Origin of the sequence: Micropruina sp., from assembly GCF_047602385.1 — a bacterium.
Lineage (GTDB): Bacteria > Actinomycetota > Actinomycetes > Propionibacteriales > Propionibacteriaceae > Micropruina.
Genome location: NZ_JASGHL010000002.1, coordinates 457,222 through 483,530 on the forward strand (window position 1 = coordinate 457,222; position 26,309 = coordinate 483,530).

Here is a 26,309-nt window from a genome sequence, read left to right on the forward strand (position 1 = left end):
CCGCTGTTCACCCAGCGCTCCCCAACCGGACGACTCCGCTGCCTAGCGTGCGAGGCGGAGCGATTCGCTCCCACTCGTGACGAAAGGTTCAGCCGTGAAGATCTCCACGTTCGGCGCTCCGGTGGCTCTGTTGGCCGCCGCCGCGCTGACCCTGTCCGCCTGCGCGACGAACGAGACCGCCCAGCCCGGCACCGGTTCCACCGGCAGCACGAGCGCCAGCACACTGGCCGGCAAGGGTGCCTCGTCGATGTCCGCGGCTCAGCAGAAGTGGATCGCCGACTACCAGTCCGCCCACGCCGGTATCACCATCAACTACTCTCCGGACGGCTCGGGCGCGGGCCGCCAGGCGTTCACCTCCGGCGCCGTCCAGTACGCCGGCTCCGACCGCCCGTTCAAGGACGAGGAGCTGGGCGCCGGCAAATTCGGCAAGTGCACCGCCGACTCCAATGCTCTCGACCTGCCGGTCTACGTCTCCCCGATCGCGGTGATCTTCAACGTGGACGGGGTGACCGACCTCAAGCTCGATCCGGACACCCTGGCCAGCATCTTCGCCGGGAAGATCACCAAGTGGAACGACGCCAAGATCGCCGCCACCAACCCCGACGCTAAGCTGCCGGACGCCGCGATCACCGCCGTGCACCGCTCCGACGACTCGGGCACCACCAACAACTTCACCGACTACCTGCACGTGGCGTCGCCCACCGTGTGGACCGAGGCCGCCGCGGACGCCTTCCCGGCCGCGTTCGGCGGCGAATCCGCCAAGGGCACCTCGGCCGTGGTGGACGCCGTCAAGACCGGCAAGAACACCATCGGTTACGCCGACGCCTCCGCCGCCAAGGAACTTGGCCACGCCCAGCTCAAGGTCGGCAACCAGTGGCTGAGCCCGACCGCCGAGGCGGCCGCGAAGATCGTCGACGCCTCCAAGCAGGTCGCCGGCCGGTCCGAGCACGACCTGGCGCTGACCCTGGACCGCAAGGCGGCCGGCGTCTACCCGGCGGTGCTGGTCTCCTACGCCCTGGTCTGCCAGACCTACAAGGATGCCAACGACGCGAAGCTGGTCAAGGGTTTCATCGGCTACGTAGCCTCCGCCGAGGGCCAGAAAGCCGCCGCCGCGGCCGCCGGCAGCGCTCCGCTGAGCGCCGCCATGCAGGCCAAGGTGAAGGCAGCCATCGACTCGATCAAGTGACACAATCAACCGTGACACAGTCCACGCGGAAGGCGCCGCCGGCCCCCGGTCCGACGGCGCCGGCCGGCTCCGGCACGCGCCGGCGGATCGGCGACCGGGTGTTCAGCGGCCTGGCGACCGGGTCCGGCATCACCATCCTGGTGATCCTGGCCATGGTCGCCGGGTTCCTGCTGATGCAGGCCTTTCCGGCACTGACCACGGCGCCGGCCGAACTGCAGGCGAAGGGCTACGGCGAGTTCTGGTCCTGGATCCTGCCATTCGCCTGGGGCACCATCTGGGCGTCGTTCTGGGCGCTGCTGCTGGCCGTCCCGGTCTCGATCGGCATCGCGCTGTTCATCTCGCACTATGCCCCGCGGCGGCTTTCCGCCGGGCTGGGTTACGTCATCGACCTGCTGGCGGCGGTGCCGTCGGTGGTGTTCGGGCTGTGGGGCAGCTTCGTGCTGGCACCGGCCGTGCAGCCGCTCTACCTGTGGCTGAACACCTACCTGGGCTGGATCCCGTTCTTCGGCGGCCAGCCGTCCGGCACCGGCCGCACGCTGCTGACCGCGTCCATCGTGCTGGCGGTGATGATCCTGCCGATCATCACCTCGCTGAGCCGCGAGGTCTTCCTGCAGACCCCGAAGCTGCACGAGGAGGCGGCGCTGGCCCTGGGCGCCACCCGGTGGGAGATGATCCGGATGACCGTACTGCCGTTCGGACGCGCCGGCATCGTCAGCTCGGTGATGCTCGGCCTGGGCCGGGCGCTCGGCGAGACCATGGCGGTCGCCATGGTGCTCTCCGGGGCACATGTGATCAGCATCGAGATCCTCACCTCGCAGAACCCGAACACGATCGCCGCCGTCATCGCCCAGAACTTCCCCGAGGCCTACGGCGTCAAGACCAACCAGTTGATCGCCGGCGGGCTGGTGCTGTTCGTGATCACGCTGCTGGTCAACAGCATCGCGCGCCTGATCGTCGCTCGCTACAAGGACTTCTCGGGAGCCAACGGATGACCACCCTCACCACCGGCAAGCCGAACCCGCTGACCGCCGGCAAGCTGCCCGCCTTCGCCCCCTGGCTGGCGCTGGCCGGCTGCGTGATCGTCGGCGCGCTGATCGATGCCACCGCACTGGGCGGCTTCGATCCCGGCACCAGCCTGTTCCTGGGCGCGGTGCTGTTCGTCCCGGTCCTCTACCTGCTCGCCCGTTTCGTCGAGGGACGCCGGGCCGCCGCCGACCGGCTGGCCACCACTTTGGTGAGCGGTGCCTTCCTGCTGGCCCTGCTGCCGCTGGTCTCACTGCTGTGGGAGACCCTCTCCAACGGGCTGCCGCGCTTCGACGGCACGTTCTTCAGCTGGTCGATGCGCAATGTCATCGGCGACGGCGGCGGCGCCGTCCATGCCCTCTACGGCACGCTGATCGTGACCGGGATCGCCACCTTGATCGCGGTGCCGATCGGGCTGCTGACCGCCATCTACCTGGTCGAGTACGGACGGGGTCCGCTGGCCCGCGGGATCACCTTCTTCGTGGACGTGATGACCGGCATCCCCTCGATCGTCGCCGGCCTGTTCGCCTACGCGCTGATGGCCCTGGTCTTCGGCCCGGGCACCATCACCGGGTTCGCCGGCTCACTGGCACTGTCGGTGCTGATGATCCCGATCGTGGTGCGGGCCACCGAAGAACTGCTGCGGATCGTCCCCAACGAGCTGCGTGAGGCGTCCTACGCGCTGGGCGTGCCCAAGTGGCGCACCATCATGTCGGTGGTGCTGCCCACCGCGGTCTCCGGCATCGTGTCCGGCGTGATCCTGGCGATCGCCCGGATCATCGGCGAGACCGCGCCGCTGATGATCGCCGCGGGCTTCACCAACTCGATCAACACCAATCCGTTCGCCAATCCGATGATGACCCTGCCGGTCTTCGTCTACGACCAGTACGCCCACCCCGGCATCGAACGGATCTTCTACAACGAACGCGCCTGGGCGGGAGCGCTCACCCTGATCGTCCTGGTCATGGTGCTCAACCTGCTCGGCCGCTTCATCGCCAAACGCTTCGCCCCGAAACTCGGGCGCTGACCAGGAGAGACGACAGATGTCGAAGAGGATCGAGGTCAGTGACCTCAACTGCTACTACGGCTCGTTCAAGGCCGTCGAGGACGTCACCATGACCATTCAGCCGCGGGCGGTGACCGCCTTCATCGGGCCGTCCGGCTGCGGCAAGTCGACCTTCCTGCGCACCCTGAACCGGATGCACGAGGTGATCCCCGGCGCCTATGTCGAGGGCGACGTGCTGCTCGACGGGAACAACCTGTACGGCCCCGGCGTCGACCCGGTGAACGTCCGCCGCCAGGTCGGCATGGTGTTCCAGCGGCCCAATCCGTTCCCCACCATGTCGATCAAGGACAACGTGCTGGCCGGCTACAAGCTGAACAAGCAGCGGATGCGCGCCAGCGAGGCGGACCAGCTGCTGGAGTCGTCGCTGCGCGGGGCGAACCTGTGGGAAGAGGTCAAGAACCGGCTCGACCGGCCCGGCTCGGGGCTGTCGGGCGGCCAGCAGCAGCGGCTGTGCATCGCCAGGGCGATCGCCATGCAGCCCGAGGTGCTGCTGATGGACGAGCCCTGCTCGGCGCTCGACCCGATCTCCACCCTGGCGGTGGAAGACCTGGTGCAGGAGCTCAAGGAGACCTACACGATCGTCATCGTGACCCACAACATGCAGCAGGCCGCGCGGGTCTCGGACGAGACCGCGTTCTTCAACATCGCCGGCACCGGTGCTCCGGGCAAGCTGATCGAAATGGGTCCGACCGAGAAGATCTTCTCCACCCCCGACGACAAGGCGACCGAGGACTACATCACCGGCCGCTTCGGCTGAGTCACCCGCTGGTCGGGCCTGTCGCTGGTCGGGCCCTGTCGCTGGTGGAGCTTGTCGCTGGTCGAGCTCGTCGAGACCCCGCGGACCACGTATCGCTGGTCGGGCCTGTCAAGACCCGGCACGCACCTCATCAGTCGCGGGAGGCGTCGTGCTCGGAGCGTCCGGCACCGGCCACCAGCACGCGAAGGTCGCTACGGGCTTCCCGGCGTCGCGGTGTGGGAGTGGCGGCTGGATCGCTCCGTCTAGACTCGGCCCCGTGAGTCAGGCTGGATGGTATCCGGACCCGGGCGGCCAGCCCGGCATGTACCGCTACTGGACGGGATCGTCCTGGTCGGCGTCCATCACCAACAACCCGATGCAGACCCCGCCGCAGGGCGGCGTCGGCGGGCCGCAGCGCCCGGTCGGGCAGCCGATGTGGAACCCCAACCAGAAACGCCGCACGCCGGTGGGCTGGTGGATCGGGATCGCAGCGGTCGTGGTGGCGCTGGCCGTGCTCGGATGGTTCGCGCTCAACAACCTCGGCGGCATCCTGGGCGGCAAGCCGTCGCCGGGAAGCAATCCGACCCAGAACGTCTGCCCAAAGCCGGTGACCGGCACCGCCACTCCCGCTCCGGCACCCAATGACGGACGCGTGCACGGCGGCGCCCTCTCGTACCCGCAGCTGGGCAGCCCATGGGGCGCGCCCAGCCCGGAGACCCGGGTGCCGTTCGGTCGCGACGTCCTCACCCAGATAGTCCCAGTCGAGCCCAACTACAACGGCAGCAACAGCTGGGTCGCCTCGGTGCTGGTCGGCGAACTGGTTGCCGGCGACGGATTCTTCAGCCCGCAGCAGGGTTCCGAGATCGTGGTCAAGTGCATCATGGGGGTCTTCTACAGCGATGCCGAGGTGGTCCGCGCCGACAAGGTCAACAAGGCCACCACGGTGGACGGCAGGGACGCCTGGCTGGTCGAGACGCACCTCAGCTTCGACATCCCCAACCTGAAGACCAAGGGCGAGCTGGCCATCATCCTGATCGTCGCCACCTCCGAGGCGTCGTCGAGCATCTATTACGCGTCGATCCCGGACACCCGCTCCGACCTGGTCCCGGACGCCCGCAAGGCGATGGCCGGTCTCCGCGTCACCAGCTGATCGTCACCGGCACGGCATCAGGCCCAGTCCGAGCTTGAGCGCGACGACCCGGACGGCCGAGTCGCGCACCCGTTCGGCAACCGCGGCGTCCTCGGCAGCACCGCGGATGCCGGACACGAACGCGTCCGCCAGCGCGGGCGTCACCGTCATCGCCAGGTCGCCCCCCGCCCTGAGGAAGCCGATCCCCCGCTGCCTGGCCGGAACCGACGCCATCGACCGAGCGGCGCCCAGATCGTCGGAGATGACGACGCCGTCGAAGCCGAGTCGCTCGCGGATCATGCCGATCACCGCCGGGGAGAAAACTGCCGGACGGTCGGCGTCGATCCGGGTGTAGGTGACGGTGGACACCATCACGCTGGACGCCCCCGCGGCGACCGCTGACCGGAACGGAGCCAGGTACGGGTCGTCGAGCCGGGTCTGGGTGTCCTTCACTCCCGCGGTGAAGTCGGTGTTGCCGCGCACCCGGCCGATGCCAGGGAAGTGCTTGGCAGAGGTGGCGATGCCGGCGGCGGCCATCCCTTGGACGAACGCGCTCACTTTCGCGGCCACGACGTCCGGGTCGGATCCGTAACCACGGTCCAGTTCGCCGATCGGCGCGTTGACCCGGACCATCGATGCCGGCACCGTGTCGGCCACCGGCGCCAGCGTCCAGTGCACGCCCGCGGAGCGCAGCTGGCGGCCCCACCGCTCGGCCCGCTCGGTGAGCATGGCGTCGCTCCAACCGGACTGCTCCTTCGCAGACGGCATGGTGTCGAAGCCGGGCCCCTTGAGCCGCTGGACCAGCCCGCCCTCCTGATCGACACAGATCAGCAGCGGGGCCGGCAGTCCGCCGGCATCGAGTCGCTCGGTGACCCGGCGGACCCCCGCGGTGCCACCGGTGTGGTTGCCCATCAGGATCACCGAGCCGATCCGCAGCCTGCGCAGCACGGCGAGCTCGGACGCGGACGCCTCGGTCACCCCCACCATCACCACCTGCCCGACCCGTTCGGCAAGCGTCATCGAGTCGACGATCCGGACGGCGCAATCGGCCGACGCCGATCCCGGCGGGGCATGGGTGGGAGGCGACGATGCAACCGACGTCGGCGATCCGCCGGGCTCTGCGGACGTCGTGGGACGCGTCCTGGCGGGCGTCTCCTCCGCCGCGCAACCGGCCAGCAGCGCCGCCAAACCCGCGCCGAGGATCGTGCGGCGTCTCATAGCTCCAACGCCAGCAACGCGTTCTCGACCACCTCGGTGAGCGCCGGATGGATCCAGTACTGCCCACGGGCCATGCTCGGCACCTCCAGGTCGAAACTCATCGCCTGGATCAGCGGCTGGATCAGCGTGGTCGCCTCAGGCCCGAGGATGTGCGCGCCGAGCAGCCGCTTGGTCCGGGGGTCGGCGATCAGTTTGACGAAGTGTTCGGTGTCCTCCATCGCCCAGCCGTAGGCCACGCTGGCGTAGTCCTGGCGCACGGCCACGTAGCGCCGGCCGCGCCGCTTCGCCTCCTCCTCGGTCAACCCCACCGAGGCCACCTGCGGGTCGCTGAACACCGCGTGCGGAATGAACCGGTGGTCGGCGGCGATCATCCGCCGCGGGTGCAGCAGGTTGTGCTGCACCACCCGCGCTTCGTGGTTGGCAACGTGCTTGAGCTGGGACGCCGAGGAGACATCGCCGAGGGCGAAAATGCCCTTGACGTTGGTCTGCTGGTACTCGTCGACCTTGATCCGGCCGTCCGGGTGAGTCTGGACGCCGGTGGCCTCCAGGTTGAGCAGGTCGGCGTTGGGTACCCGGCCGAGCGCGACCAGCACCCGCTCGCACTCGAAGTCGTAGTGGATGCCCTTGGCGTCGGCGCTCTCCACGATCACCGTGCCGCGGTCGGTGAGTTCCAGGCCGACGATCTGCTGCTTCAGCCGCAGATGCACCCGGTTGGCCAGCTGTTCGGTGAACGCGGACGCGATGTCGGCGTCCTCTTTGCGGAGCATCACCTCGGAGCGCTGCAGCACCGTCACCTTGGTGCCGAGCGCGCTGAAGATGTGCGCGAACTCGGCGGCGACGAAACCGCCGCCGATGATCACCAGTGAGGCCGGGAGTTTGTCCAGCCGCATGATGTCGTCGGAGGTGTGCACCCGCTCGGCGACGCCCGGGTCGTCCATGCCGGGGTAGCTGGGCACCTGCGGACGCGAACCGGCGGCCAGCACGAACCGGTCGGCGGTGATCGTCTCGTCGCCGATCAGCAGCTGCTTGGGACCGGTGAACGCGGCTGACTCGCGGTACAGGGTGACGTTGGCGTTGCTGCGCCGCCACTCCTCGCCACCGGCGCTGATCGGGTCGATCCGGCCGAAGATCCGGTCACGGATCGCCGGCCAGTCGGCCCGGACCTTCCCGATGGTCACCCCGACCCGAGCCGCCCGTTCGGCACTGGTCGCCAACTCGGCCGGGTAGACGTACATCTTGGTCGGGATGCAGCCAGCGTTGAGGCAGGTGCCGCCGAAGCGTTCCCCCTTGTCGACCAACGCAACCGTGAGGTCATCGAAGGACTCATCGACGATCGAGTTGCCTGAGCCGGAGCCGATCACGCACAGGTCGAAATGCCGCATGCGCCGATTCTTGCACTGGTCCGCGCGCCACCGACCGGGCCACACTGGACGGATCGACGATGAGAAGGGCGGGCCCACGAACCATGGCAGGCATCTTCGCCGGGATCCCGGTCAGCGACTTCAGCCAGGCATTGGACTGGTACCAGCGTCTGCTCGGCGCCGAGCCGGCCTTCTACCCCAACGATGTCGAGGCGGTGTGGCAGCTCGCCGAGAACTGCCATGTCTACATCATCGAGGACGTCGACCGGGCCGGCGGCGCGGTCAGCATGATCTGGGTGGACGACCCGGTCGCCGAGGCAGACAGGATCGCCGGCCAGGGCATCGAGCCGGTCGACTTGGAGAAGCACGACGGGGTGTGGAAGTACGTGTTCCACGACGCCGACGGCAACGAGACCGGTATCGGCGGCGAGGTTACGGCGGGCTGATCCCCGATCAGATTCCGGCGTAGGAGTGCAGCCCGGAGACCAGCAGGTTGATCCCGACGAAGTTGAACCAGAAGCAGGCCAGCCCGACGATCGCGACCACGGCGGCGCGCTTGCCCCGCCAGCCGGCGGTGGCGCGGGCGTGCAGGTAGCCGGCGTAGACCACCCAGGTGACCAGCGACCAGGTCTCCTTCGGGTCCCAGCCCCAGAACCGTCCCCAGGCGTACTCGGCCCAGACGGCGCCGGCCGCGACCGCGAAGGTCCACAGCGGGAAGGCGAAGGCGTGGAAGCGGTAGGCCAACTCGTCGATCCGGGCCGATGAGGGCAGCTTGGCCAGGTAGCCCCGCAGCTGCTCGCGGCGCTCGGCGCGGCTCTTCAGCAGGTACAGGATGGAGAGCAGCCCGCCCACGTTGAACGCCGCGCCGGCGGTGCAGGCGACCACGATGTGCACGATGAACCAGACCGAGTGCAGCGCCGGCACCAGCGGCGCCACGGCGACGTAGAACACGGTCACCGCGAGCCCTTGGCCGATCACGACCAGCAGCGCCACCGGCAGCCCCAGCCAGCGGGCACCGCGGAAGGCCAGCACCAGGTAGAAGGTGACCACCAGGAACAACGCGGCGGTGACGAACTCGTACATATTCCCCCACGGGAACCGGTTGGCGGCGATCCCGCGGAACACCACTCCGCCCAGGTGGCAGGCCCAGCCGATCAGGGTCAGCGCCAGGCCCATCCGGCCGAACATGTCGGTACGCAGCCGGGCCCTGGTCTCCGCGGCCGACGGTGCGGCCTCGGTCTCGACCAGATCGGGGCCGCCGGCGCCGACCAGGACGCCCGCCGGCACGTCCGCGGCCTCCAGCCGGCGGGCCGCCGCCCACTCCGCGGCGAACGCGGCCAGGGCGAGCAGGTAGACCACCGCCGAGGTCACCATCGCCAGATTCGACCAGTACTCGGCCATCACGGTTCTCCCTTCCGGTTGGAGCCTGCGTCATCGGCCTCGGGCGGCGCAAGTCCCCGGTCCGTGGTCAGCTGCAGTTCGTCGGCGATCAGCCGCAATTCGTCGTCCAGTCCGCCCCGGCCCTCGGTCCGGTCCAGCCCGGCGAGTTCGACCCCGTCCCGGCTGACCCGCAACCAGACCCGGCGTGGCCGGATGAAAAGTGACAGGCACAGGCCCCCGACCGCGACCAGCACCGAGATCAGCACCAGCCACAACCCGGGGGTGCTGGAGACCTGCAGGCTCACCCAGCGCTTCCAGTCGTGGAACTGGATCGAACTGCCGTCCGGCAGGTCGAAGATCTCGCCGGGACGCAGGGTGAACCGCAGCTTGGAGCCGTCCGGCCGGGTGAACTGGGTCAGCCCCGTGGTGTCCAGCGAGTAGACGTTCTCGGGCTCGCCGGTGGCCGGCTTGGGCGGCCCGTGCCAGGCGTTCAGCAGCAGTCGCGGGTTGAGCGCGTCCGGGAACACCGAGGTGCCGCCAGTGTCGCTGTCGACGAAGGTGGGCAGGAACAACGCCTCGAAGGCGAGCCGTTCCGGACGCGCGTACGGCGCCTTCACCACGCCGACGGAGAGGAAATTGCCGTCCTGAGGCAGCAGGATCACCGGGCCGGCGTAGGCGACGTTGCCCTGGGGATCCTTCACGGTGACGTCGACGGCGTAGCCGTGGCCGACCAGATGGACGGTGCTGTCGCCGAGGATGAGCGGATGGTTGACCTCGAGATCCTGCCGGGTCTCGACCCCGTTCATGGTCGTGGTGGTGTCGGCCCGGAACACCCGGGCGGCACCGCGCTGCACCGGGCCGGTCTCGAATTTGGCCTCGAACGAGTTGAGCTTCACCGTGAACGGCACCAGCTGCTGGGCGGTGAACGCGCCCCCCGAGGTGAAGTCGTCGAACTGGGTCAGGGTGTTGCTGAACGCGTTGCCCTCGACGACGGCGACGCTGCCCTTGTAGCCGAACAGCGTGCCCCAGGCGAGGCCGCAGAGCAGGAAGACCAGTGACAGGTGGAAGATCAGGTTGCCCAGCTCGCGCAGGTAGCCGCGCTCGGCGCTCACCGAGTCCTCCAGCCGCCGGACCCGGAACCGCCGCTTGGCAAGCACCTTCTCGGCGGCGTCCAGCACCGTCGCCGGGGTGTCCGCGGTCAGCGACAAGTGGGCGGGCAGCCGTCCCAGGTTGCGCGGGGTGTTCGGCGGCTGGCCGCGCAGCGCCTTCAGGTAGACGCCGATCCGGGGAATGATGCAGCCGACCAGCGAAACGAACAGCAGCAGGTAGATGGCGGCGAACCAGGGCGACGCGTACACGTCGAACATGCCGATCGCGTTGTAGAAGCCACCGAGCTGCGGATTGTTGGTGATGAACTCGCGCACCCGGACCGGGGACGTCGGGCGCTGCGGCAGCAGCGAACCGGGGATCGCGCCGAGGGCCAGGGCGAAGAGCAGCACCAGCGCCGTCCGCATCGAGGTCAGCTGGGTCCAGACGAACCGCACCGCCTCACGCGCGCGCAGCGTCCCAGGCGCCGTCGCCGCAGCCATCAGATCACCGTCCCGAAGCTGGCGGCCCATTGCCGCAGGGTGCCCATCAGGACGTCCCAACCGCCGGTCAGCAGCAGCACACCCACGACGATCATCATGATCCCGCCGGCGACCTGCAGCGCCCGATGGTGACGCCGGACGAACGCCAGCGTCGAGCCGAACCGGTCCAGCGCGAGACCGGCGATCAGGAACGGCAGCCCGAGGCCGAGCGCGTAGCACAGCGCCAGCAGCGCACCGCGGGTCGCGGTGGCCTCGTTGAGCGCCAGGGTGAGCACCACCTGCAGGGCGGGGCCGATGCACGGCGTCCAGCCCAACGCGAACACGATGCCGAGCAGCGGGGCCGCGGCCAACCCGACCTTCGGTCGCAGATTCAGCCGGACCGTCCGGCTGGCGAACGGCACCCAGCCGGCGAAGACCAGGCCGAGCGCGATGGCCAGCACCCCGCCGATCGTGGTCAGCAGGCCGCGCCACTGCATCAGGGTGGTGCCCAGCGAACCGAACAGCGCGCCCCCGGAGACGAACACGACGGCGAAGCCCAGTACGAACAGCGAGGTGCCGGCCAGCACCCGGCCGCGCTGCTTGCCCTCGGCCAGCTGTGCCGCACTGAGCCCGCTGGCGTAGGACAGATAGCCGGGCAGTAGCGGCAGCACGCAGGGTGAGAAGAACGACACCAGGCCGGCCAGGATCGCGACCGGAGCGGCCAGCAGCATGCTGCCGCCAACCGCCTGCCGGGCCCAGTCGCCGATCTCCAGAACGATCATCAGCGGCCCGCCGCCACGTCCTCGATCAGCCCGACCAGGGTGGCCTCGGTCGCCTCACCCAGGACGCGCGCCGCGATCCGCCCGTCGGCGGCGACGATCACCGTGCTGGGGATGGCGTTCAGCGGCAGCTTCCCGGCGAATTTCAGCACCAGCGCACCGTCGGGGTCGAACAGGTTCGGGTAAGGCACCTTGAACTCGCGGATGAACGCCCGCGGTTGCGCGGTGTTCAGATCGCGCGTGTTCAGCCCCACGAACTGCGCGATCTTCTCGGTGCGCTGGGCGGCCCGGACCAGTGCCGGCGCCTCCTTCACACACGGCGGGCACCAGGAGCCCCAGACGTTGTAGACCAGCACCCGACCGGACGCCGACGAACTGCTCCACGGCTTGTCGTCGAGGGTGGTGCCCTCGATGACCGGGGCCGCGGTGCGTTTGTCGAGGGGGACCCGGGTGATGGTGCCGTCCCCGCTGACGAAGCCGCCGTCGGCCGCGGTCGAGCCGGTGCAGGCGGCCAGCAGCAGCGTCACCGCAGTGACGCAGAGCACAGCCAGTCGACGCACGGCGAGGCGGGGCATCACGAACCGGGGCGGAACAGGACTTTGGACTTCTTCGCCGGCAGCAGGTCCGCGGCGGGCTCGGCGTAGTCGACGGCGACGATCCGGTCGTCGATCAAGGTGAACGAGGTGACGCTGGCCAGCCGGCACTGCCGCTTGCGCGGATCGTGCACCAGGGAGCGGCCCTCGGCGGCCAGCCGGGAGATCCAGATCGGCAGTTCGTGCATCACGATCAGGGCCTGGCCGCCGTCGCCGGCGTCCTTGGCGGCGTCCGACATGGCCGCCCTCACCCGGGCCACGATCGACGGGTACGCCTCGCCCCAGGACGGACGCAGCGGGTTGCGCAGCCGCCACAGGTTCTGCGGCAGTAGCAGCACCTGGTTGTACCTGCCGAAGTTGCGGCCCTCGAACACGTTCGCGGCCTCGATCACCCGGTCCTCGGTGACTATCTCCAACTCGGGGTGCTTTGCGGCGATCGGCGCCATCGTCTCGCGGGCCCGCTGCAGCGGCGAGCAGCGCAGGTGGGTGAGCGGGACGTCGGCGAAGTATTCGCCGAGCCGGGTGGCCATCGCCCGGCCGATTTCACTCAGCCCGTAGCCGGGGAGCCGTCCATAGAGGATGCCGTCAGGGTTGTGGACCTGCCCGTGGCGGACCAGATGAACGACTGATTGCATGGGTGACGACGGCCTTTCGCTGTGCTCGGGGTCCAACAATACGGGACGCCCCGGCGCCGGCTTCGGCAGCGAGATCAGTGTCCGGCTGCCAGACGGACGGCCCGGCGCAGGTCGAACGCGATCGCCGGACCGGCCAGCCGTTGGAGCACCGCCGCGGCCGCCCGCCACACGCCAGGGCCGTCGATCCGGAAGTACGCCGCCAGCTCGCACCGGCTGGCGCCGTCGGCGATGAACTCGAGACGGAGGGTGGCACTCAGCCCCCGCCAGCGGCCCTGCTCGGTCCAACTGCGCGGCGGGTCGGCGGCCAGCACCGACAACTGCGGCCGGGCACCGACGGCGGTGACGTCGACCCAGCGCGAGCCGGCTTCGCCCCCGCCGCTGACGTCGGCGACTCGGCGCAGGCTGGCCTGCCACTGCGGACGAAGGGTCGGGTCGGTCAGATAGGCGTAAAGGGCTTCAGCCGGCACCGCGGCGGACAGCCGGACCGCGCCGGTCATGTCGTCAGCGCCGCGCGCAGCTGTGGCTCGTCGAGGAACCAGATGGCGAGCCGCCGGCCGTCGACGAAGGTGACCGGGACGTGATCGCTGTGCTCGGCGAGCGCCGAGTCGGCGTCCACGTCGAGGGTGCGGAAATCAGCGCCGAACTCGGCGCAGACCCGCTCGGCCAGCGCGACGGCGTCCACGCAGAGGTGGCAGCCGTCGCGGACGATGACCACGACACTGTGCCGGGTCATCGCGGGACGCCGGGGACTACTTGCCGGCGCGACGACGCTGAATGCGCGTCTTCTTCAGAAGCTTGCGGTGCTTCTTCTTCGCCATCCGCTTGCGACGCTTCTTGATGACCGAACCCACGCTGTGACCTCTCGATGTCGGCCCACGGTGGGCCGGATAAGTGCTTGGTTGGTGGCGGCCGGTTGCCCAGCCAACTTCGCAAGCTTACCGAGTGGTTCGCCCCGTCTGCCAATCGCTGCGAAATGCCGAGCCTATCCGGCGTCGTAGAAGGACTGCTCCAGGTAGGCGTTGACCGCATGCTCGGGGACCCGGAAGTTGCGGCCGAAACGGACCGCCTCGAGTTCGCCGGCGTGGATCAGCCGGTAGACCGACATTCGCGAGACCCGCAGCAACGCAGCTACCTCGGTGACCTTGAGAAATTTGATCCCCGACAGTGGGTGCGCGGCGTCGTTCATCGGTACATCCTTCTGGCTGTGGCACCCGGCCGGTCCCCCCGCCTGCCGAGATGTGCAGGCCACCATACCTCTCCCCCGATGCCGCCGGGACGGTCAGCGCAATCATCTGGACGCCTTTCGTTCGACCCTCGGGAACGACCTCGCCTGCGCAAACGCACATCGCCTGGGTTGCCACGCAGGCGATGTGTCCGAACGCAGGCGATCGACCGAAGACGCAAGGGCCGCAGCGGGCGCCCAGCGTCAGCCGGCGAGCGCCCGGCTGCGATCCCGGGCCGCCTCTATGGCGGTCAGGAAGGCGGCCTTGACCTTGTGGTCCTCGAGCTGCCGGAGGGCGGCGGCGGTGGTGCCGCCCGGTGAGGTGACCTGCTCGCGCAGCACCGTCGGGTGCTGGCCGGATTCGACCAGCAGCTTCGCCGACCCGAAGACGGTCTGCTGCACCAGGGTGCTGGAGATGTCGCGGGGCAGGCCGAGCAGGACGCCGGCGTCGATCATCGCCTCGACCACGAAGAACAGGTAGGCCGGGCCCGAGCCCGAGATAGCGGTGACCGCGTCCTGATAGGCCTCCGGCACGGTGATCGCCTTGCCCAGTGCGGTCATCAGCTCCATGGCGTGCGCCACGTCCTCCTCGGACGCGCTGGAGCCGGCGGACACCGCAGCCATCCCCTCGCCGACCAGCGCCGGCGTGTTGGGCATCACCCGGACGACCGCGGTGCCGTCGGGCAGGTGGCTCTCCAGCTGGGCGGTGGTGACGCCTGCGCAGAGCGAGACCACCAGGGTTCCCGGCCGCAGCACCGGCGCGATCTCGGGCAGCACGGCACCGACGTCCTGCGGCTTGACCACCAGGATCACGGTGTCGGCCTCAGCGGCCGCCTCGGCGTTCCCGGTGGCTCGAATGCCGTGCGCGGCGGTCATCTCGGCCCGGCGGAAGTCTCTGCGGTCGGCGACCACGATCGCCTCGCTCGACCAGCCGGCGCGCAGCAGTCCGCTGACCAGCGCCTCGCCCATCACCCCGGCGCCGATCACCGCCAGCTGCGTCATCGCTTCGCCACCAGCAACTCGGCGACCTGGACGGCGTTCAGCGCCGCGCCCTTGCGCAGGTTGTCGCCGCTGACGAACAGCACCAGGCCGCGGCCGTCCGGGACCGACTGGTCGGTGCGGATCCGGCCGACGAAGGACGGGTCCTTGCCGGCCGCCAGCCGCGGCGTCGGCACGTCGGCCAGCGCGACGCCGGGCGCGGTCGCGAGAATGCCGCGAGCCCGGTGCGGGCTGAGTTCCTCGGCGAACTCGGCGTGGATCACCAGCGAGTGCCCGGAGAACACCGGCACCCGCACGCAGGTGCCGGCCACCGCCAGGTCGGGGATGTGCAGGATCTTGCGGGACTCGTTGCGAAGCTTCTGCTCCTCGTCGGTCTCGTCGCTGCCGTCGTCCACGATCGAGCCGGCGACGGGGATGACGTTGTAGGCGATCGGCGCCAGGTAGGGCGCGGGGTCCGCGACGTCGTCCACCCGGCCGTCCAGGGCGAAACCGGACGGGTCCCGGACGTCCTGGCTCTGGATGAGCAGCGCGTCGATGCCCTTCACCCCGGAGCCGGAGACGGCCTGGTAGGTGGCGACGATCAGGCGCTGCAGGCCGGCCGCGTCGTGCAGCGGCTTGAGTACCGGCATGGCGGCCATCGTGGTGCAGTTGGGGTTGGCGATGATGCCCTTGGGCGGGTTGACCGCGTCCTCGGGATTGACCTCGCTGACCACCAGCGGGACGTCGGGATCCTTGCGCCAGGCGGAGGAGTTGTCGACGATCACCGCACCGGCGGCGGCGACCTTGGGGGCGTACTCGCGCGACATGGTGGCGCCGGCGGACATCAGCGCGATGTCCAGACCGGAGAAGTCGGCAGTGGCGGTGTCCTCGACGGTGACCGGGGTGCCCTTGAAGTCGAGCGTCCGCCCGGCCGAGCGGGCCGAGGAGAAGAAGCGGACCGAACTGATCGGGAAGTTGCGCCCGACCAGCAACGAACGCATCACATTGCCCACGGTGCCCGTGGCACCGAATACACCCACATGCATGGTCGTCAGCCTATCGTCGCGTCACGAGCCAGCTAGCATCGGCCCGTGATCGTCTGGCTGAACGGCACTCACGGCGTGGGGAAGACGACGACCGCCAACCTTCTCCAACCGCTGCTCCCCGACTCGCGTGTGTTCAACGCGGAGAAGGTGGGCGAGACCCTGATGGACATCAGGCCCGGGCTGCCTGTCACGGACAACTTCCAGCACTGGCCGCTCTGGCGGCCACTGGTGGTGGAGACGGCCCGGCGCATCCTCGACTACACCGGCGGCATCCTGGTGATGCCGATGACCGTGCTGGTCGAGCAATACTGGCGGGAGATCAGCCAGGGGCTCCACGGCCACGGCATCCGGGTGCGGCACTTCGTATTGCACGCCGACACCGACACCCTGCGCCGACGTATCGCCGACGACCCGGCGATGGGCCCGTCCACGTTTCGCTTCAGCTATGTCAGCCTCTACGCCGAGGCCTTCCGGACCTGGTTGAGCAGCGAAGCCGAAATCATCGACAGCACCAACCTCACCTCCGCCCAAGCCGCTTCAGCGATCGCCGGGGCCGTCCACGGGTGAGTCGCCTGCACCGCTGCCGTTGCGGTAACGGATCGGCGGCGCGCGGTGCAGTCGGAGCGCGGCCACTGCGACGCCCCTACAGCCAGGTCAGGTACGGCGCCAGCAGCGCGTAGCCGACGAAAGCGGCGACGTCCAAGATGATGTGCGCGGCGACCAGCGGACCGATCCGTTTGGTGCGCAGGTAGATCCAGCCGAAGATCAGGCCCATCGCGAGGTTGCCGACGAAGCCGCCGAAGCCCTGGTACAGGTGGTATGAACCACGGATCAGCGCGCCGACGATCAGCACCGCCGCGATCCCCCAGCCGGCCTGCCGCATCCGGGTGAACCAGAAGCCTACGATCACCACCTCTTCCAGCACGCCGTTCATCACCGCCAGGCCGATCAGCACCGGGATGGTCCACCAGTTCTCGGCCAGGTTCGCCGGCTGCACGGTGGTGTTCAGACCGGCCGCCCGGGCGGCGAGATAGAGCCCGATGCCGGGGATGCCGATGCCAGCCGCGATCGCGAAGCCCCAGGCCAGATCCCGCCCGGGACGGGACAGGTCGAAGCCGATCCGGTCCCGATCGCCGGACAGCCGCAGCAGGTAGAGCGCGAGCAGTGCCGGCACCAGCGAAAAGACGATGCCGGCCAGCTGATACGACAGGTCGAGCCACGATCGGTCGGGCGTGACCGAAGTGTTCATCTGGGTGGTCTGCTGGCCGAGCGGGACGGCCCGGGTGAGCTTCTCGGCGATCGACAACACCGAGTACACCGCCGACTGGCCCAGCGACACCCCCAGGACGAGCAGGACTTCGCGGCCCGGACGGATCACGCCGCGTCCTCGATCTGGCCCAGGTGCTTGCGGGCGAAGAGCAGTGCGGACGCCAGCGCCTCCTCCCGGGTCGGGCGGTCCAGGTCGTTGGTGTTCACCTCGAGCACCACGTGCCCCCGGTAGCCGCGCCGGGCGAGTTCGGCGAGCACCGCGTCCGCCCGCTGGCTGCCGCGTCCGGGCAGCAGATGCTCGTCCTTGGCCGACCCGTTGCCGTCGGTGAGATGGACGTGCGCCAATCGGTCGTCCCAGCGGCGCACCAACTCCAGCGCGCTCTGCCGCGCGGTGGCGGCGTGCGACAGGTCGAGGGTCAGGTGGTCGTAGTCCAGATCGGACGGGTCCCAGCTCGGCTTGTAGGCCTGGAACTCGCCGCCGCCGGGCGCGCGCCAGGGATACATGTTCTCCACCGCGATGGTCACCCCACTGGACGCCGCGAGTTCTCGGACGCCCTCCACGAACCGGGTGGCGTAGCTGCGCTGCCAGCGGAACGGCGGGTGCACCACCACGACATCGGCGCCGAGCAGGTTGGCTGCCTCGGTGGCCCGCTCGAGCTTCACCCACGGGTCACTGCCCCAGACCCGCTGGGTGACCAGCAGGCACGGCGCATGGATCGCCAGGACCGGAAGCTGGTGATAGTCCCGCAACCTGCGGACGGCGTCCACGTCGGCGGCGAGCGGATCGATGCCGACCATCACCTCGACGCCGTCATAGCCGAGCAGGCCGGCGACCTCGAAGCCGGCCGCGGTGTCCTCCGGATAGACCGACGAGGTCGACAGCGCGACCTTCGGCTCGGCCCGGGCAGCACTCACCCGGTCATCATAGGTCGGTGCCACCAGCCGGCGCGGCGCCCAATCGATCCGGTAGTTGACCGGTCAAAATTTCATCATCGTGACGTTCTCGTGACACAACCGGACCCCGCCGACCCTCGATTTCGCGTGAGCGGCATCTCATGGTGACAATGTCTCATGCATGTCGATCACCTGACGTTCGCAGCAGGTCCGGACGGTCTCAAGGCTGAGGCCGAACGGCTCGGGGAACTGCTCGGCGCCAAATTTCGCGACGGCGGTTTCCATCCCCGCTTCGGCACCAGGAACCGCATTCTTCCGCTGGCCCACGACCGTTACATCGAGGTTGTCGAGGTGCTGGAGCATCCCGCGGCCGAGAAGGCGGCGTTCGGCCAGGCCGTCCGGGCTCGCTCCGAGATGGGCGGCGGCTGGCTGGGCTGGGTCGTGTCGGTCGCCGATCTGGCGCCCTACGAGCAACGACTCGGGCGCAGTGCAGTGGTCGGTTCGCGACACTTCCCGGACGGCCGGCTGCTGGAGTGGAAGCAGCTCGGCGTCAAGGGCCTGATGTCCGATCCGCAGTTGCCATATTTCATCAAATGGACCAGCGATGAGTCCGTCCTGCCGCGCGCCCTGGGTGGCGACCTGCAATTGATCGAGCTGGAAATCTCCGGCAATGAGGACCGGGTCGAGGACTGGATCGGCGCCGAGGTCGACGGCAACTTCGATGGCGTCAACATTCGGTTCACCTCTCCCAACGGCCAGCCGGGGCTGGACGCCGCCACCTTCCACACCTGCAACGGACCGGTGCGGATCTGATCCCGCCACGCGCGTCGGCCGAAACTGTCGGCGCGGCCCTCTAGCCTGCGGGGCATGGCCAAGAACACCACCGCCCACCGCTGCTCCGAATGCGGCTGGACGAGCGCCCGCTGGGTGGGTCGCTGCAACCAGTGCCAGAGCTGGGGCTCGATGGCGCCACAGGCAGCCGCGTCCGGTTCGGGCAGCGCTGTCGCGCGCGGCACCCCGACCGGGCCCGCCCGTCCGATCCGCGACGTCCCGGTCTCCGAGGCGGCGTCGGTACCCACCGGGGTCGCCGAACTCGACCGGGTGCTCGGGCAGGGGCTGGTCGCCGGAGCGGTGGTGCTGCTCGCCGGTGAGCCCGGCGTCGGCAAGTCCACCCTGCTGCTCGACGTCGCCAGTCGCTGGGCGGCCGGCGGACGCCGCACCCTATATGTCTCCGCGGAAGAGTCGGCGGCCCAGGTGCGGCTGCGAGCCGGACGGATCGGCGCCCTCGCCGAAGAGTTGTACCTGGCGGCCGAGACCGACCTGGGCGCCATCTTGGCCCACATCGAGCAGAGCGCTCCCGAGCTGCTGGTGCTCGACTCGGTTCAGGCGGTCACGGTCAGCGGCAGTGACGGGGTGACCGGCGGTGTGGCCCAGGTCCGGGAGGTAACCAACGCGCTGGTCAGGGTGGCCAAACAGCGCCGGCTGCCGGTGCTGCTGGTCGGCCACGTCACCAAGGACGGCACGGTCGCCGGTCCGCGCCTGCTGGAGCATCTGGTCGATGTGGTGCTGTCCTTCGAGGGCGACCGGCACAGCGGGCTCCGGCTGGTGCGGGCGTCCAAGAACCGGTTCGGTCCGGCCGACGAGGTCGGCTGCTTCGAGATGACCGAGGACGGCATTCGCGAGGTCGCCGACCCGAGCCGCCTGTTCGCCTCCACCCGCGCGGAACCGGTGCCGGGCACCGCGGTGACCGTCACTCTGGAAGGACGACGGCCGCTGCTCGGCGAGGTGCAGGCGCTGGTGGCGGTCTCGGCGGCGCAGACTCCCCGGCGGGTCACCCACGGACTCGATTCGGGACGGGTGTCAGTGATCCTGGCCGTGCTGGAGCGCAAGGCCAGGGTGCGGCTGCACAACAAGGAGGCCTACGTCTCGACCGTCGGCGGTGCCCGGCTGATCGATCCGGCCGCCGACCTGGCAGTCGCGCTGGCGGTCGCGTCGGCGTCCGCCGAGCTGGCCTTCCACCGTCCGGTGATCGCGCTGGGCGAGGTGGGGCTGTCCGGCGAGCTCCGCCGGGTGGCCGGACTGGATCGGCGGCTGGCCGAGGCCAGGCGGCTCGGTTTCGAACTGGCGCTGGTGCCGCCGGGCACCGCGGTGAAACTGCCCGGCATGAAGATCGTCGAGGTTGCCACCGTCGAGGCGGCCGTCGATCTGCTCGCGCTGCGGCCACCGAAGCGCCGCAATCCCAATGGACCGATCCTTCGGCTGGCCGAGGGGTGAGCACAGCTTCAGGCCGTAGACTGTCGATATAGCGCCCCTAGGAAAACCCCGAGGTCATCGAAGTGAACGTCCTGTCCAACCGGCTCAATCGAGCGCTGGGCCTGATCGCCCCCGGGACGGGGGTTCGCGACGGCCTGGACCGGATCGTGCACGGCCGTACCGGCGCACTGGTCACCCTCGGCAACAACGCCCGGCTGCAGGCGCTGAGCACCGGCGGGTTCGCCATCGACGTCGCGTTCACACCGACCGCATTGCGCGAACTGGCCAAGATGGACGGCGCCATCATCCTCAACGACGCCCTCGACCGGATCCTGTTCGCCGGCGTCCACTTGATGCCGGACGCCGCCGTCGAGACCACCGAGACCGGCACCCGGCACCGGACCGCAGACCGGGTGGCCCGGCAGATCGGGGTGCCGACGGTCACCGTGTCGGCGTCCATGTCGACCATCTCGCTCTTCGTCGACGGCACCCGCTGGATAGTCCAGCGGCCCGAACAACTGCTGGCCCGAGCCAACCAGGCGCTGGCGACGCTGGCCCGCTACCGAGACCGGCTCACCGAAGCCACCGTCCGGCTGTCCGCCGCCGAGGTGCAGGACGCCGCCGTCGTCCGCGATGTCGCGGTGATCGCCCAACGGTTGGAGATGGTGCGCCGGCTGCAGCACGAGCTGAACGGCTATGCGATCGAACTCGGATCCGAGGGACGGCTGGTCCGGCTGCAGCTGCAGGAGCTGGTGGCCGGCCTCGACACCCTGGCGGCCGCACTGGAGCGCGACTACAGCCACGAGACCTGCGAGCTGCGGCTGAGCCGACTCGCCGGGCTGGACACCGATGATCTGGCGCATCCCGCGCTGATCGCCCAGGCCTGCGGGCTGGGCGACGATGTCAGCCGCCGGCTCACCCCGCTCGGGCACCGCCAACTCGCCCAGATCGGACGCCTGCCCGCCGCGGTCGCCGACGCCCTAGTCAGTCACTTCGGCAGCCTGCAGGGCCTTTTCGGTGCGAGCACCGCTGATCTGCTCGGAGTGGACGGCGTCGACTACGGAATTGCCCGGACCGTGCGTGAGGGCCTGATCCGGCTGGCCGAATCGGCCTATGCCGAGCGCCTCGACTGACCGTCCTGGCGGTCAGCTCTTGGTCAGCTGGAAGGCGAACCGGGTGGTCGCGCTCTCCTTGTAGGCGGCGGTGGCGACATAGGTGCCCGCGCCCAGGATGTCTTTGGCCTGCTTGCAGCCGGCGGCCGACCGGAACGTCGTCCAGTTGACCTTGAACTCGACGGCGCCGCCTGCCTTCAGGGTCTGCTTCTTCACCGTGGGCAACCACTTGTCGCAGTGCGCGGTGCTGAACACCGGGTCGCTGCCGGACACCACCCGCAGCACGAACGTCGCCGGCGCGATCTCCATCACGCAGGGCAGCGCGGTGTTGTTCTCAGCGGTCACGATGAACGTCTGCTTGCTGCCCGACTTCACACTCTTGAAGCCCTTCACCGAGAGCTGGACGCCGATCGGTTCGCAGGCGACCGGGGCGGCCGGCTTCGTGGTGCTCGGCGTCGGCGTCCCACCGGTACCGGCACCGCTGGGCGGCGCGGTTGGGGTCTCGGCGGCCGGGGTGCCGACGCTCGGGGTGTCAGTGGTCGCCGGTACTGCGGCGGTGGGCGTGTTCTTCGGCAGGAAGGCCCAGACCAGCAGGCCGATCACGACCACCGCGATCAGGGCGACCAGGCCGCGCCGGATCCAGTACACGACAGGTGGCTGCGGGCCCTTGCCTGTCAGCACTTCGCTCATGCCGCCAAGGGTAGGCAGTCCGGCTCGCACCGGCGGGACACCACGCCGGTCAGCCCTACAGTGTCCACCGATGGACACCACCGCACCGCTGGACCGCCCGCGCCTGGCCGCGACGATCGTCGACTGGTACGACCGGCATGCCCGCGACCTGCCGTGGCGGGCGTCCGATGTCTCTCCGTGGGCGATCATGGTCAGCGAGTTCATGCTGCAGCAGACGCCGGTGCGCCGCGTCCTGGCACCGTGGCGAGAGTGGCTGGATCGCTGGCCGACGCCGTCGGCATTGGCCGCGGAGCCCGTGGGCGAGGCGATCCGGGCCTGGGGACGGCTGGGGTACCCGCGTCGGGCCCAGCGACTGCACGCCGCCACCGTCGCCATCGTCGAGGATCACGCCGGCGAGGTTCCCAGCGATCCGGACGCGCTGCGCGCCCTGCCCGGGGTGGGCGACTACACCGCGGCCGCAATCGCCAGCTTCGCCTTCGGTACCCGCCGGGTTGTGCTCGACGTCAACGTCCGGCGGGTGCTGGCCCGGCTGGACGGCGGCACCGACACCCCGGAAGGCGCCCCGACCGCGGCGGAGCGGAGCCGTGCCGAGGCGTGGCTGCCCGAGCGCCCGGAGGCAGCGCGCTGGTCGGTGGCGGCCATGGAATTGGGCGCCCAGCTGTGCCGGGCCAGCAATCCCGGGTGTACCCAGTGCCCCGTCCGGGACGACTGCCGCTGGCTGGCCGCCGGACGGCCACCCGGCCCGCCCAGGCGCCGCCAGCTCTACGCGGGCACCGACCGGGCGGCCCGCGGGCATCTGCTGCACCGGTTGCGGATCCGGTCGGATGCCACGCCCGCGTCCGTCGCCGACCTGTTCGACGGCTGGCCGGACCACGCCCAGGCCACCCGGGCGCTGCACTCCCTGGTCGCCGATGGGCTGGTGGTCGCGGAGACGGGCGGCTACCGGCTCTAGCCGGCAACCGCCACCCTGCCTCGTATCCTGGTAAGGATTCAGGAGGCACCATGAGCAACGAGCCGTACTCGCCCTGGGCCAGCGGCGATGGCTTCGGCACCCCGCGTCCACAGCCGGCGCGCGCGGAACAACCGCCGGCCGCTGACCAGCCGACGACCGCCTACACCAACCCCGTCCCGCAGCCGCATGATCCTGCCGAGCCGAGTGGCTGGTCGCAGCCGCAACAGTTCGGGTTGCTGGTGCCGCAGCCGCAGTACCCGTCGCCGAGCGCCGCCTACAACTTCGGTCAACGGCTGCCCTACGGAGGCCCCGGTGAACTGCCGGAGCACCCGCTCGCCATCACCGCGCTGGTGCTGGGCATCGTGGGTCTGGCGGCCATGTTCATGGCCTTCCCGTTCATCAGCCCGGTGGCCTGGTATCTGGGCGCCAAGGGCCGCCGCGAGATGCGGGCCGAACCCGGACGGTACCGCGCCTCGGGCGCCCTCACCGCCGGCTACGCACTCGGCATCGTCGGCACCCTGATCACGCTGCTCTTCGTCGGGGTGATCGTGCTCGCGATTGCGGTCTTCGCCTGGAGCTGACCTCCGACGAGCAGCACAAGGCCCCGGGGAAGACATCCCCGGGGCCTTGGTGGCGTCTGCCCGGCGAAGGCTAGTTGGCCTGACCCAACTGCGCCGGCACGTCCGGCAGCTCCGCCTTCGGGACGCCGTTGAACGTGAACGGCAACTCCGAACCCGCAGGCGCCACGTCGACCAGGACGATCTCGCCCGGATGGATGTCGGCGAACAGGATCTTCTCGGCCAGGATGTCCTCGATGTCGCGCTGGATCGCGCGACGCAGCGGACGAGCGCCCAGCACCGGGTCGAATCCCCGCTTGGCGATCAGCGCCTTGGCCGCGTGGGTGAGCTCGATGCCCATGTCCTTATCTCGCAGCCGGGTCTCGATCTCGGCAACCATCAGATCGACGATCCGCTCGATATCGGCCTGCGACAACTGGTGGAACACCACGATCTCGTCGACGCGGTTCAAGAACTCCGGACGGAAGTGCTGCTTGAGTTCGTCGGAGACTTTTGCCTTCATTTTCTCGTAGCTGCTGACGCTGTCCGAGGACTGGCTGAAGCCCAGGTTCACCGCCTTCGAGATGTCCCGGGTACCGAGGTTGGTGGTCATCACGATGACGGTGTTCTTGAAGTCCACCACCCGGCCCTGCGCGTCGGTCAACCGGCCCTCATCGAGGATCTGCAGCAGCGAGTTGAAGATGTCCGGATGAGCCTTCTCGATCTCGTCGAAAAGCACCACGCTGAACGGCTTGCGGCGGACCTTCTCGGTGAGCTGCCCGCCCTCTTCGTAGCCGACGTATCCAGGGGGTGAACCGAACATCCGCGAGGCGGTGTGCTTCTCGGAGTATTCGCTCATGTCGAGGGTGATCAGGGCATCTTCGTCGCCGAACAGGAACTCGGTGAGTGCTTTGGTCAGCTCGGTCTTGCCGACACCCGAAGGCCCGGCGAAAATGAATGAACCGCTCGGCCGCTTCGGATCCTTCAGACCCGCGCGGGTACGCCGGATCGACCGGGACAACGCCTTCACCGCGTCCTGCTGGCCGATGTAGCGCTTGCCGATCTCGTCCTCCATCCGGAGCAGCCGCGACGACTCCTCTTCGGTGAGCTTGAACACCGGGATGCCGGTGGCCGACGAAAGCACCTCGGCGATCTCTTCCTCGCCGACCTCGGCCGGGACGTCGGAGTCGCCCACTTTCCAGGCCTCCTCCTTCTCGGAGCGGGCGATCAGCAGCTTTCGCTCGTCATCGCGCAACCGGGCGGCGCGCTCGAAGTCCTGGGCGTCGATCGCGGCCTCCTTCTCGAGCCGCACCTTGGCGATCCGCTCGTCGAACTCGCGCAGATCGGGCGGGGCGGTCATCCGGCGGATCCGCAGCCGGGCGCCGGCCTCATCGATCAGGTCGATCGCCTTGTCGGGCAGGAACCGGTCGGAGATGTACCGGTCGGCCAGCTGCGCCGCGGCGATCAGCGCCGCGTCGGTGATGGTGATCCGGTGGTGGGCCTCGTAACGGTCGCGCAGCCCGCGCAGGATGTCGATGGTCAGCGCGATGGACGGCTCGGCGACCTGGATCGGCTGGAACCGGCGCTCCAGCGCGGCGTCCTTCTCGATGTGCTTGCGGTACTCATCAAGCGTGGTGGCACCGATGGTCTGCAGTTCGCCGCGGGCCAGCATCGGCTTCAGGATGGACGCCGCGTCGATCGCGCCCTCAGCGGCACCGGCACCCACCAGGGTGTGGATCTCGTCGATGAACAGCACCACGTCACCGCGGGTCTTGATCTCTTTGAGCACCTTCTTCAGACGCTCTTCGAAGTCGCCGCGGTAACGCGAACCGGCCACCAGCGCACCCAGGTCGAGGGTGTAGATCTGCTTGTCGCGCAGGGTCTCGGGGACGTCGCCGCGGACGATCGCCTGGGACAGTCCCTCGACGACGGCGGTCTTGCCGACACCGGGTTCGCCGATCAGCACCGGGTTGTTCTTGGTGCGCCGAGACAGCACCGTCATCACCCGCTCGATCTCCTTCTCGCGTCCGATCACCGGGTCGAGCTTGTTCTCCCGGGCGGCCTGCGTGAGATTGCGGCCGAACTGGTCGAGAATCGAGGAGCCCTGCTGCTGCGGCCCGGTCTCCGGTGCGCCGGCGGTCGCCGCCTCCTTGCCCTGGAAGCCGCTGAGCAGCTGCAGCACCTGGTTGCGCACCCGGTTCAGGTCGGCACCCAGCTTGATCAGCACCTGGGCCGCCACGCCCTCGCCCTCACGGATCAGCCCGAGCAGAATGTGCTCGGTGCCGATGTAAGGATGGTTGATCTGCAGTGCCTCGCGCATCGAAAGCTCGAGCACCTTCTTGGCCCGCGGAGTGAACGGAATGTGCCCGGTCGGCGCTTGCTGGCCCTGACCGATGATCTCTTCGACCTGTTCGCGGACAGCCTCCAGCGAGATGCCGAGGGCCTCCAGCGCTTTCGCGGCAACACCTTCGCCCTCATGGATCAGGCCGAGCAGGATGTGCTCGGTGCCGATGTAGTTGTGGTTCAGCATGCGTGCCTCATCCTGTGCCAGGACGATCACCCGCCGCGCTCGGTCGGTGAACCGGTCGAACATTTCGCACTCCTCACGTCGGCACCCGGAGACCCGGGCACCCTCAGTGTATTCAACCCGGGCGTCCGGGCA

At 69.3% G+C, this 26,309-nt stretch carries 29 protein-coding genes; 12 read left to right on the forward strand and 17 right to left on the reverse strand.

The annotated features are described in order from the left end of the window. Nucleotides 1–94: 94 nt before the first annotated feature. The 5 genes from pstS (at nt 95) to QM711_RS07070 (ending at nt 5,161) form a co-directional block, all read left to right on the forward strand. Nucleotides 95–1,186 (forward strand): phosphate ABC transporter substrate-binding protein PstS, encoded by a 1,092-nt coding sequence (gene pstS, locus QM711_RS07050; protein WP_415097686.1) that lies wholly within the window; start codon nt 95–97, stop codon nt 1,184–1,186. An 11-nt stretch (nt 1,187–1,197) separates the two neighbouring features. Further along, on the forward strand, nt 1,198–2,178 hold the full coding sequence (pstC, locus tag QM711_RS07055) for a phosphate ABC transporter permease subunit PstC (RefSeq protein WP_415097688.1): 981 nt from the start codon (nt 1,198–1,200) through the stop codon (nt 2,176–2,178). Continuing rightward, the gene (gene pstA / locus QM711_RS07060) at nt 2,175–3,236 is read left to right on the forward strand and encodes a phosphate ABC transporter permease PstA (RefSeq protein ID WP_415097690.1); all 1,062 of its coding nucleotides are present in this window, start codon (nt 2,175–2,177) and stop codon (nt 3,234–3,236) included. Before pstC ends, pstA begins: the two co-directional genes overlap by 4 nt. A 16-nt stretch (nt 3,237–3,252) precedes the next feature. Then, nucleotides 3,253–4,032 carry a phosphate ABC transporter ATP-binding protein PstB gene (gene pstB, locus QM711_RS07065; protein WP_415097692.1) on the forward strand — a complete coding sequence of 260 codons (780 nt, stop codon included), beginning with the start codon at nt 3,253–3,255 and terminating at the stop codon, nt 4,030–4,032. Nucleotides 4,033–4,288: 256 nt separating this feature from the next. Then, the gene (locus QM711_RS07070; RefSeq protein WP_415097694.1) at nt 4,289–5,161 is read left to right on the forward strand and encodes a DUF2510 domain-containing protein; all 873 of its coding nucleotides are present in this window, start codon (nt 4,289–4,291) and stop codon (nt 5,159–5,161) included. Between the two features lie 3 nt (nt 5,162–5,164). On the opposite strand, the gene QM711_RS07075 is transcribed toward QM711_RS07070, so the two are convergent. Together QM711_RS07075 and QM711_RS07080 are read right to left on the reverse strand one after the other, a co-directional pair. Continuing rightward, nucleotides 5,165–6,358, reverse strand: a complete 1,194-nt coding sequence (locus QM711_RS07075; RefSeq protein ID WP_415097696.1) for a glycoside hydrolase family 3 N-terminal domain-containing protein — start codon at nt 6,356–6,358, stop codon at nt 5,165–5,167. Then, entirely contained in the window at nt 6,355–7,740 is a 1,386-nt protein-coding gene (locus QM711_RS07080) for a mycothione reductase (protein ID WP_415097698.1), read from the reverse strand. The genes QM711_RS07075 and QM711_RS07080 overlap by 4 nt, the downstream gene beginning before the upstream one ends. 59 nt (nt 7,741–7,799) lie before the next feature. Here QM711_RS07080 and QM711_RS07085 point away from each other — a divergent pair, with 59 nt between their 5' ends. After that, the gene (locus tag QM711_RS07085; protein ID WP_415097700.1) at nt 7,800–8,165 is read left to right on the forward strand and encodes a VOC family protein; all 366 of its coding nucleotides are present in this window, start codon (nt 7,800–7,802) and stop codon (nt 8,163–8,165) included. A gap of 7 nt (nt 8,166–8,172) precedes the next feature. On the opposite strand, the gene ccsB is transcribed toward QM711_RS07085, so the two are convergent. The 11 genes from ccsB to QM711_RS07140 form a co-directional block, all read right to left on the reverse strand. Next, a complete protein-coding gene (gene ccsB / locus QM711_RS07090) occupies nt 8,173–9,123 on the reverse strand; it encodes a c-type cytochrome biogenesis protein CcsB (protein ID WP_415097702.1) in 951 nt (316 codons plus the stop codon). Next, on the reverse strand, nt 9,120–10,688 hold the full coding sequence (locus QM711_RS07095; protein WP_415097704.1) for a cytochrome c biogenesis protein ResB: 1,569 nt from the start codon (nt 10,686–10,688) through the stop codon (nt 9,120–9,122). Before QM711_RS07095 ends, ccsB begins: the two co-directional genes overlap by 4 nt. Then, entirely contained in the window at nt 10,688–11,398 is a 711-nt protein-coding gene (locus QM711_RS07100) for a cytochrome c biogenesis CcdA family protein (RefSeq protein ID WP_415098631.1), read from the reverse strand. Before QM711_RS07100 ends, QM711_RS07095 begins: the two co-directional genes overlap by 1 nt. A gap of 50 nt (nt 11,399–11,448) precedes the next feature. Next, nucleotides 11,449–12,021 (reverse strand): TlpA family protein disulfide reductase, encoded by a 573-nt coding sequence (locus QM711_RS07105; RefSeq protein WP_415097706.1) that lies wholly within the window; start codon nt 12,019–12,021, stop codon nt 11,449–11,451. After that, nucleotides 12,021–12,674, reverse strand: a complete 654-nt coding sequence (locus QM711_RS07110; protein WP_415097708.1) for a histidine phosphatase family protein — start codon at nt 12,672–12,674, stop codon at nt 12,021–12,023. Before QM711_RS07110 ends, QM711_RS07105 begins: the two co-directional genes overlap by 1 nt. A 74-nt stretch (nt 12,675–12,748) precedes the next feature. Next, nucleotides 12,749–13,171: an SRPBCC family protein gene (locus tag QM711_RS07115; protein ID WP_415097710.1), complete on the reverse strand. Its 423-nt coding sequence runs from the start codon at nt 13,169–13,171 to the stop codon at nt 12,749–12,751. Next, a complete protein-coding gene (locus QM711_RS07120) occupies nt 13,168–13,407 on the reverse strand; it encodes a glutaredoxin family protein (protein WP_415097712.1) in 240 nt (79 codons plus the stop codon). The genes QM711_RS07115 and QM711_RS07120 overlap by 4 nt, the downstream gene beginning before the upstream one ends. Before the next feature lie 16 nt (nt 13,408–13,423). Next, a complete protein-coding gene (locus tag QM711_RS07125; RefSeq protein WP_002550589.1) occupies nt 13,424–13,525 on the reverse strand; it encodes a 30S ribosomal protein bS22 in 102 nt (33 codons plus the stop codon). A 131-nt stretch (nt 13,526–13,656) separates the two neighbouring features. Then, entirely contained in the window at nt 13,657–13,860 is a 204-nt protein-coding gene (locus QM711_RS07130) for a helix-turn-helix domain-containing protein (protein ID WP_415097714.1), read from the reverse strand. A 240-nt stretch (nt 13,861–14,100) separates the two neighbouring features. Then, the gene (gene proC, locus QM711_RS07135) at nt 14,101–14,898 is read right to left on the reverse strand and encodes a pyrroline-5-carboxylate reductase (protein WP_415097716.1); all 798 of its coding nucleotides are present in this window, start codon (nt 14,896–14,898) and stop codon (nt 14,101–14,103) included. Then, nucleotides 14,895–15,920 (reverse strand): aspartate-semialdehyde dehydrogenase, encoded by a 1,026-nt coding sequence (locus QM711_RS07140; protein WP_415097718.1) that lies wholly within the window; start codon nt 15,918–15,920, stop codon nt 14,895–14,897. The genes proC and QM711_RS07140 overlap by 4 nt, the downstream gene beginning before the upstream one ends. 45 nt (nt 15,921–15,965) lie before the next feature. Here QM711_RS07140 and QM711_RS07145 point away from each other — a divergent pair, with 45 nt between their 5' ends. After that, nucleotides 15,966–16,487, forward strand: a complete 522-nt coding sequence (locus tag QM711_RS07145) for an ATP-binding protein (RefSeq protein ID WP_415097720.1) — start codon at nt 15,966–15,968, stop codon at nt 16,485–16,487. A gap of 76 nt (nt 16,488–16,563) precedes the next feature. Here QM711_RS07145 and QM711_RS07150 read toward each other — a convergent pair whose 3' ends face one another. Continuing rightward, the gene (locus QM711_RS07150) at nt 16,564–17,298 is read right to left on the reverse strand and encodes a CPBP family intramembrane glutamic endopeptidase (protein ID WP_415097722.1); all 735 of its coding nucleotides are present in this window, start codon (nt 17,296–17,298) and stop codon (nt 16,564–16,566) included. Further along, nucleotides 17,295–18,104, reverse strand: a complete 810-nt coding sequence (locus QM711_RS07155; RefSeq protein ID WP_415097724.1) for a sugar phosphate isomerase/epimerase family protein — start codon at nt 18,102–18,104, stop codon at nt 17,295–17,297. The genes QM711_RS07150 and QM711_RS07155 overlap by 4 nt, the downstream gene beginning before the upstream one ends. Before the next feature lie 156 nt (nt 18,105–18,260). On the opposite strand from QM711_RS07155, the gene QM711_RS07160 reads away from it, so the two are divergent. The 3 genes from QM711_RS07160 (at nt 18,261) to disA (ending at nt 21,469) form a co-directional block, all read left to right on the forward strand. Further along, nucleotides 18,261–18,896: a VOC family protein gene (locus QM711_RS07160; protein ID WP_415097726.1), complete on the forward strand. Its 636-nt coding sequence runs from the start codon at nt 18,261–18,263 to the stop codon at nt 18,894–18,896. Between the two features lie 54 nt (nt 18,897–18,950). Beyond that, the gene (radA, locus tag QM711_RS07165) at nt 18,951–20,357 is read left to right on the forward strand and encodes a DNA repair protein RadA (protein WP_415097728.1); all 1,407 of its coding nucleotides are present in this window, start codon (nt 18,951–18,953) and stop codon (nt 20,355–20,357) included. Between the two features lie 62 nt (nt 20,358–20,419). After that, complete coding sequence (gene disA, locus QM711_RS07170) at nt 20,420–21,469, forward strand: DNA integrity scanning diadenylate cyclase DisA (protein ID WP_415097730.1); 1,050 nt, start codon at nt 20,420–20,422, stop codon at nt 21,467–21,469. Between the two features lie 12 nt (nt 21,470–21,481). On the opposite strand, the gene QM711_RS07175 is transcribed toward disA, so the two are convergent. Beyond that, a complete protein-coding gene (locus QM711_RS07175) occupies nt 21,482–22,138 on the reverse strand; it encodes a hypothetical protein (protein ID WP_415097732.1) in 657 nt (218 codons plus the stop codon). A 70-nt stretch (nt 22,139–22,208) separates the two neighbouring features. Here QM711_RS07175 and QM711_RS07180 point away from each other — a divergent pair, with 70 nt between their 5' ends. Together QM711_RS07180 and QM711_RS07185 are read left to right on the forward strand one after the other, a co-directional pair. Further along, on the forward strand, nt 22,209–23,090 hold the full coding sequence (locus QM711_RS07180) for an A/G-specific adenine glycosylase (RefSeq protein ID WP_415097734.1): 882 nt from the start codon (nt 22,209–22,211) through the stop codon (nt 23,088–23,090). Nucleotides 23,091–23,140: 50 nt separating this feature from the next. Then, on the forward strand, nt 23,141–23,671 hold the full coding sequence (locus QM711_RS07185; protein ID WP_415097736.1) for a hypothetical protein: 531 nt from the start codon (nt 23,141–23,143) through the stop codon (nt 23,669–23,671). Between the two features lie 70 nt (nt 23,672–23,741). Here QM711_RS07185 and QM711_RS07190 read toward each other — a convergent pair whose 3' ends face one another. Then, nucleotides 23,742–26,240, reverse strand: coding sequence for an ATP-dependent Clp protease ATP-binding subunit (locus QM711_RS07190; protein WP_415097738.1), 2,499 nt, complete (start codon nt 26,238–26,240; stop codon nt 23,742–23,744). Nucleotides 26,241–26,309: the final 69 nt, after the last annotated feature.

Bases quoted from the DNA above. Each gene is read 5' to 3' on its own strand.
- pstA (WP_415097690.1), top strand. From the start codon at position 2,175: ATGACCACCCTCACCACCGGCAAGCCGAACCCGCTGACCGCCGGCAAG.
- pstB (WP_415097692.1), top strand. From the start codon at position 3,253: ATGTCGAAGAGGATCGAGGTCAGTGACCTCAACTGCTACTACGGCTCG.
- QM711_RS07075 (WP_415097696.1), bottom strand. From the start codon at position 6,358: ATGAGACGCCGCACGATCCTCGGCGCGGGTTTGGCGGCGCTGCTGGCC.
- QM711_RS07080 (WP_415097698.1), bottom strand. From the start codon at position 7,740: ATGCGGCATTTCGACCTGTGCGTGATCGGCTCCGGCTCAGGCAACTCG.
- QM711_RS07085 (WP_415097700.1), top strand. From the start codon at position 7,800: ATGAGAAGGGCGGGCCCACGAACCATGGCAGGCATCTTCGCCGGGATC.
- QM711_RS07095 (WP_415097704.1), bottom strand. From the start codon at position 10,688: ATGGCTGCGGCGACGGCGCCTGGGACGCTGCGCGCGCGTGAGGCGGTG.
- QM711_RS07100 (WP_415098631.1), bottom strand. From the start codon at position 11,398: ATGCTGCTGGCCGCTCCGGTCGCGATCCTGGCCGGCCTGGTGTCGTTC.
- QM711_RS07105 (WP_415097706.1), bottom strand. From the start codon at position 12,021: ATGCCCCGCCTCGCCGTGCGTCGACTGGCTGTGCTCTGCGTCACTGCG.
- QM711_RS07110 (WP_415097708.1), bottom strand. From the start codon at position 12,674: ATGCAATCAGTCGTTCATCTGGTCCGCCACGGGCAGGTCCACAACCCT.
- QM711_RS07115 (WP_415097710.1), bottom strand. From the start codon at position 13,171: ATGACCGGCGCGGTCCGGCTGTCCGCCGCGGTGCCGGCTGAAGCCCTT.
- QM711_RS07120 (WP_415097712.1), bottom strand. From the start codon at position 13,407: ATGACCCGGCACAGTGTCGTGGTCATCGTCCGCGACGGCTGCCACCTC.
- QM711_RS07130 (WP_415097714.1), bottom strand. From the start codon at position 13,860: ATGAACGACGCCGCGCACCCACTGTCGGGGATCAAATTTCTCAAGGTC.
- proC (WP_415097716.1), bottom strand. From the start codon at position 14,898: ATGACGCAGCTGGCGGTGATCGGCGCCGGGGTGATGGGCGAGGCGCTG.
- QM711_RS07140 (WP_415097718.1), bottom strand. From the start codon at position 15,920: ATGCATGTGGGTGTATTCGGTGCCACGGGCACCGTGGGCAATGTGATG.
- QM711_RS07160 (WP_415097726.1), top strand. From the start codon at position 18,261: ATGCATGTCGATCACCTGACGTTCGCAGCAGGTCCGGACGGTCTCAAG.
- radA (WP_415097728.1), top strand. From the start codon at position 18,951: ATGGCCAAGAACACCACCGCCCACCGCTGCTCCGAATGCGGCTGGACG.
- QM711_RS07175 (WP_415097732.1), bottom strand. From the start codon at position 22,138: ATGAGCGAAGTGCTGACAGGCAAGGGCCCGCAGCCACCTGTCGTGTAC.
- QM711_RS07180 (WP_415097734.1), top strand. From the start codon at position 22,209: ATGGACACCACCGCACCGCTGGACCGCCCGCGCCTGGCCGCGACGATC.
- QM711_RS07185 (WP_415097736.1), top strand. From the start codon at position 23,141: ATGAGCAACGAGCCGTACTCGCCCTGGGCCAGCGGCGATGGCTTCGGC.
- QM711_RS07190 (WP_415097738.1), bottom strand. From the start codon at position 26,240: ATGTTCGACCGGTTCACCGACCGAGCGCGGCGGGTGATCGTCCTGGCA.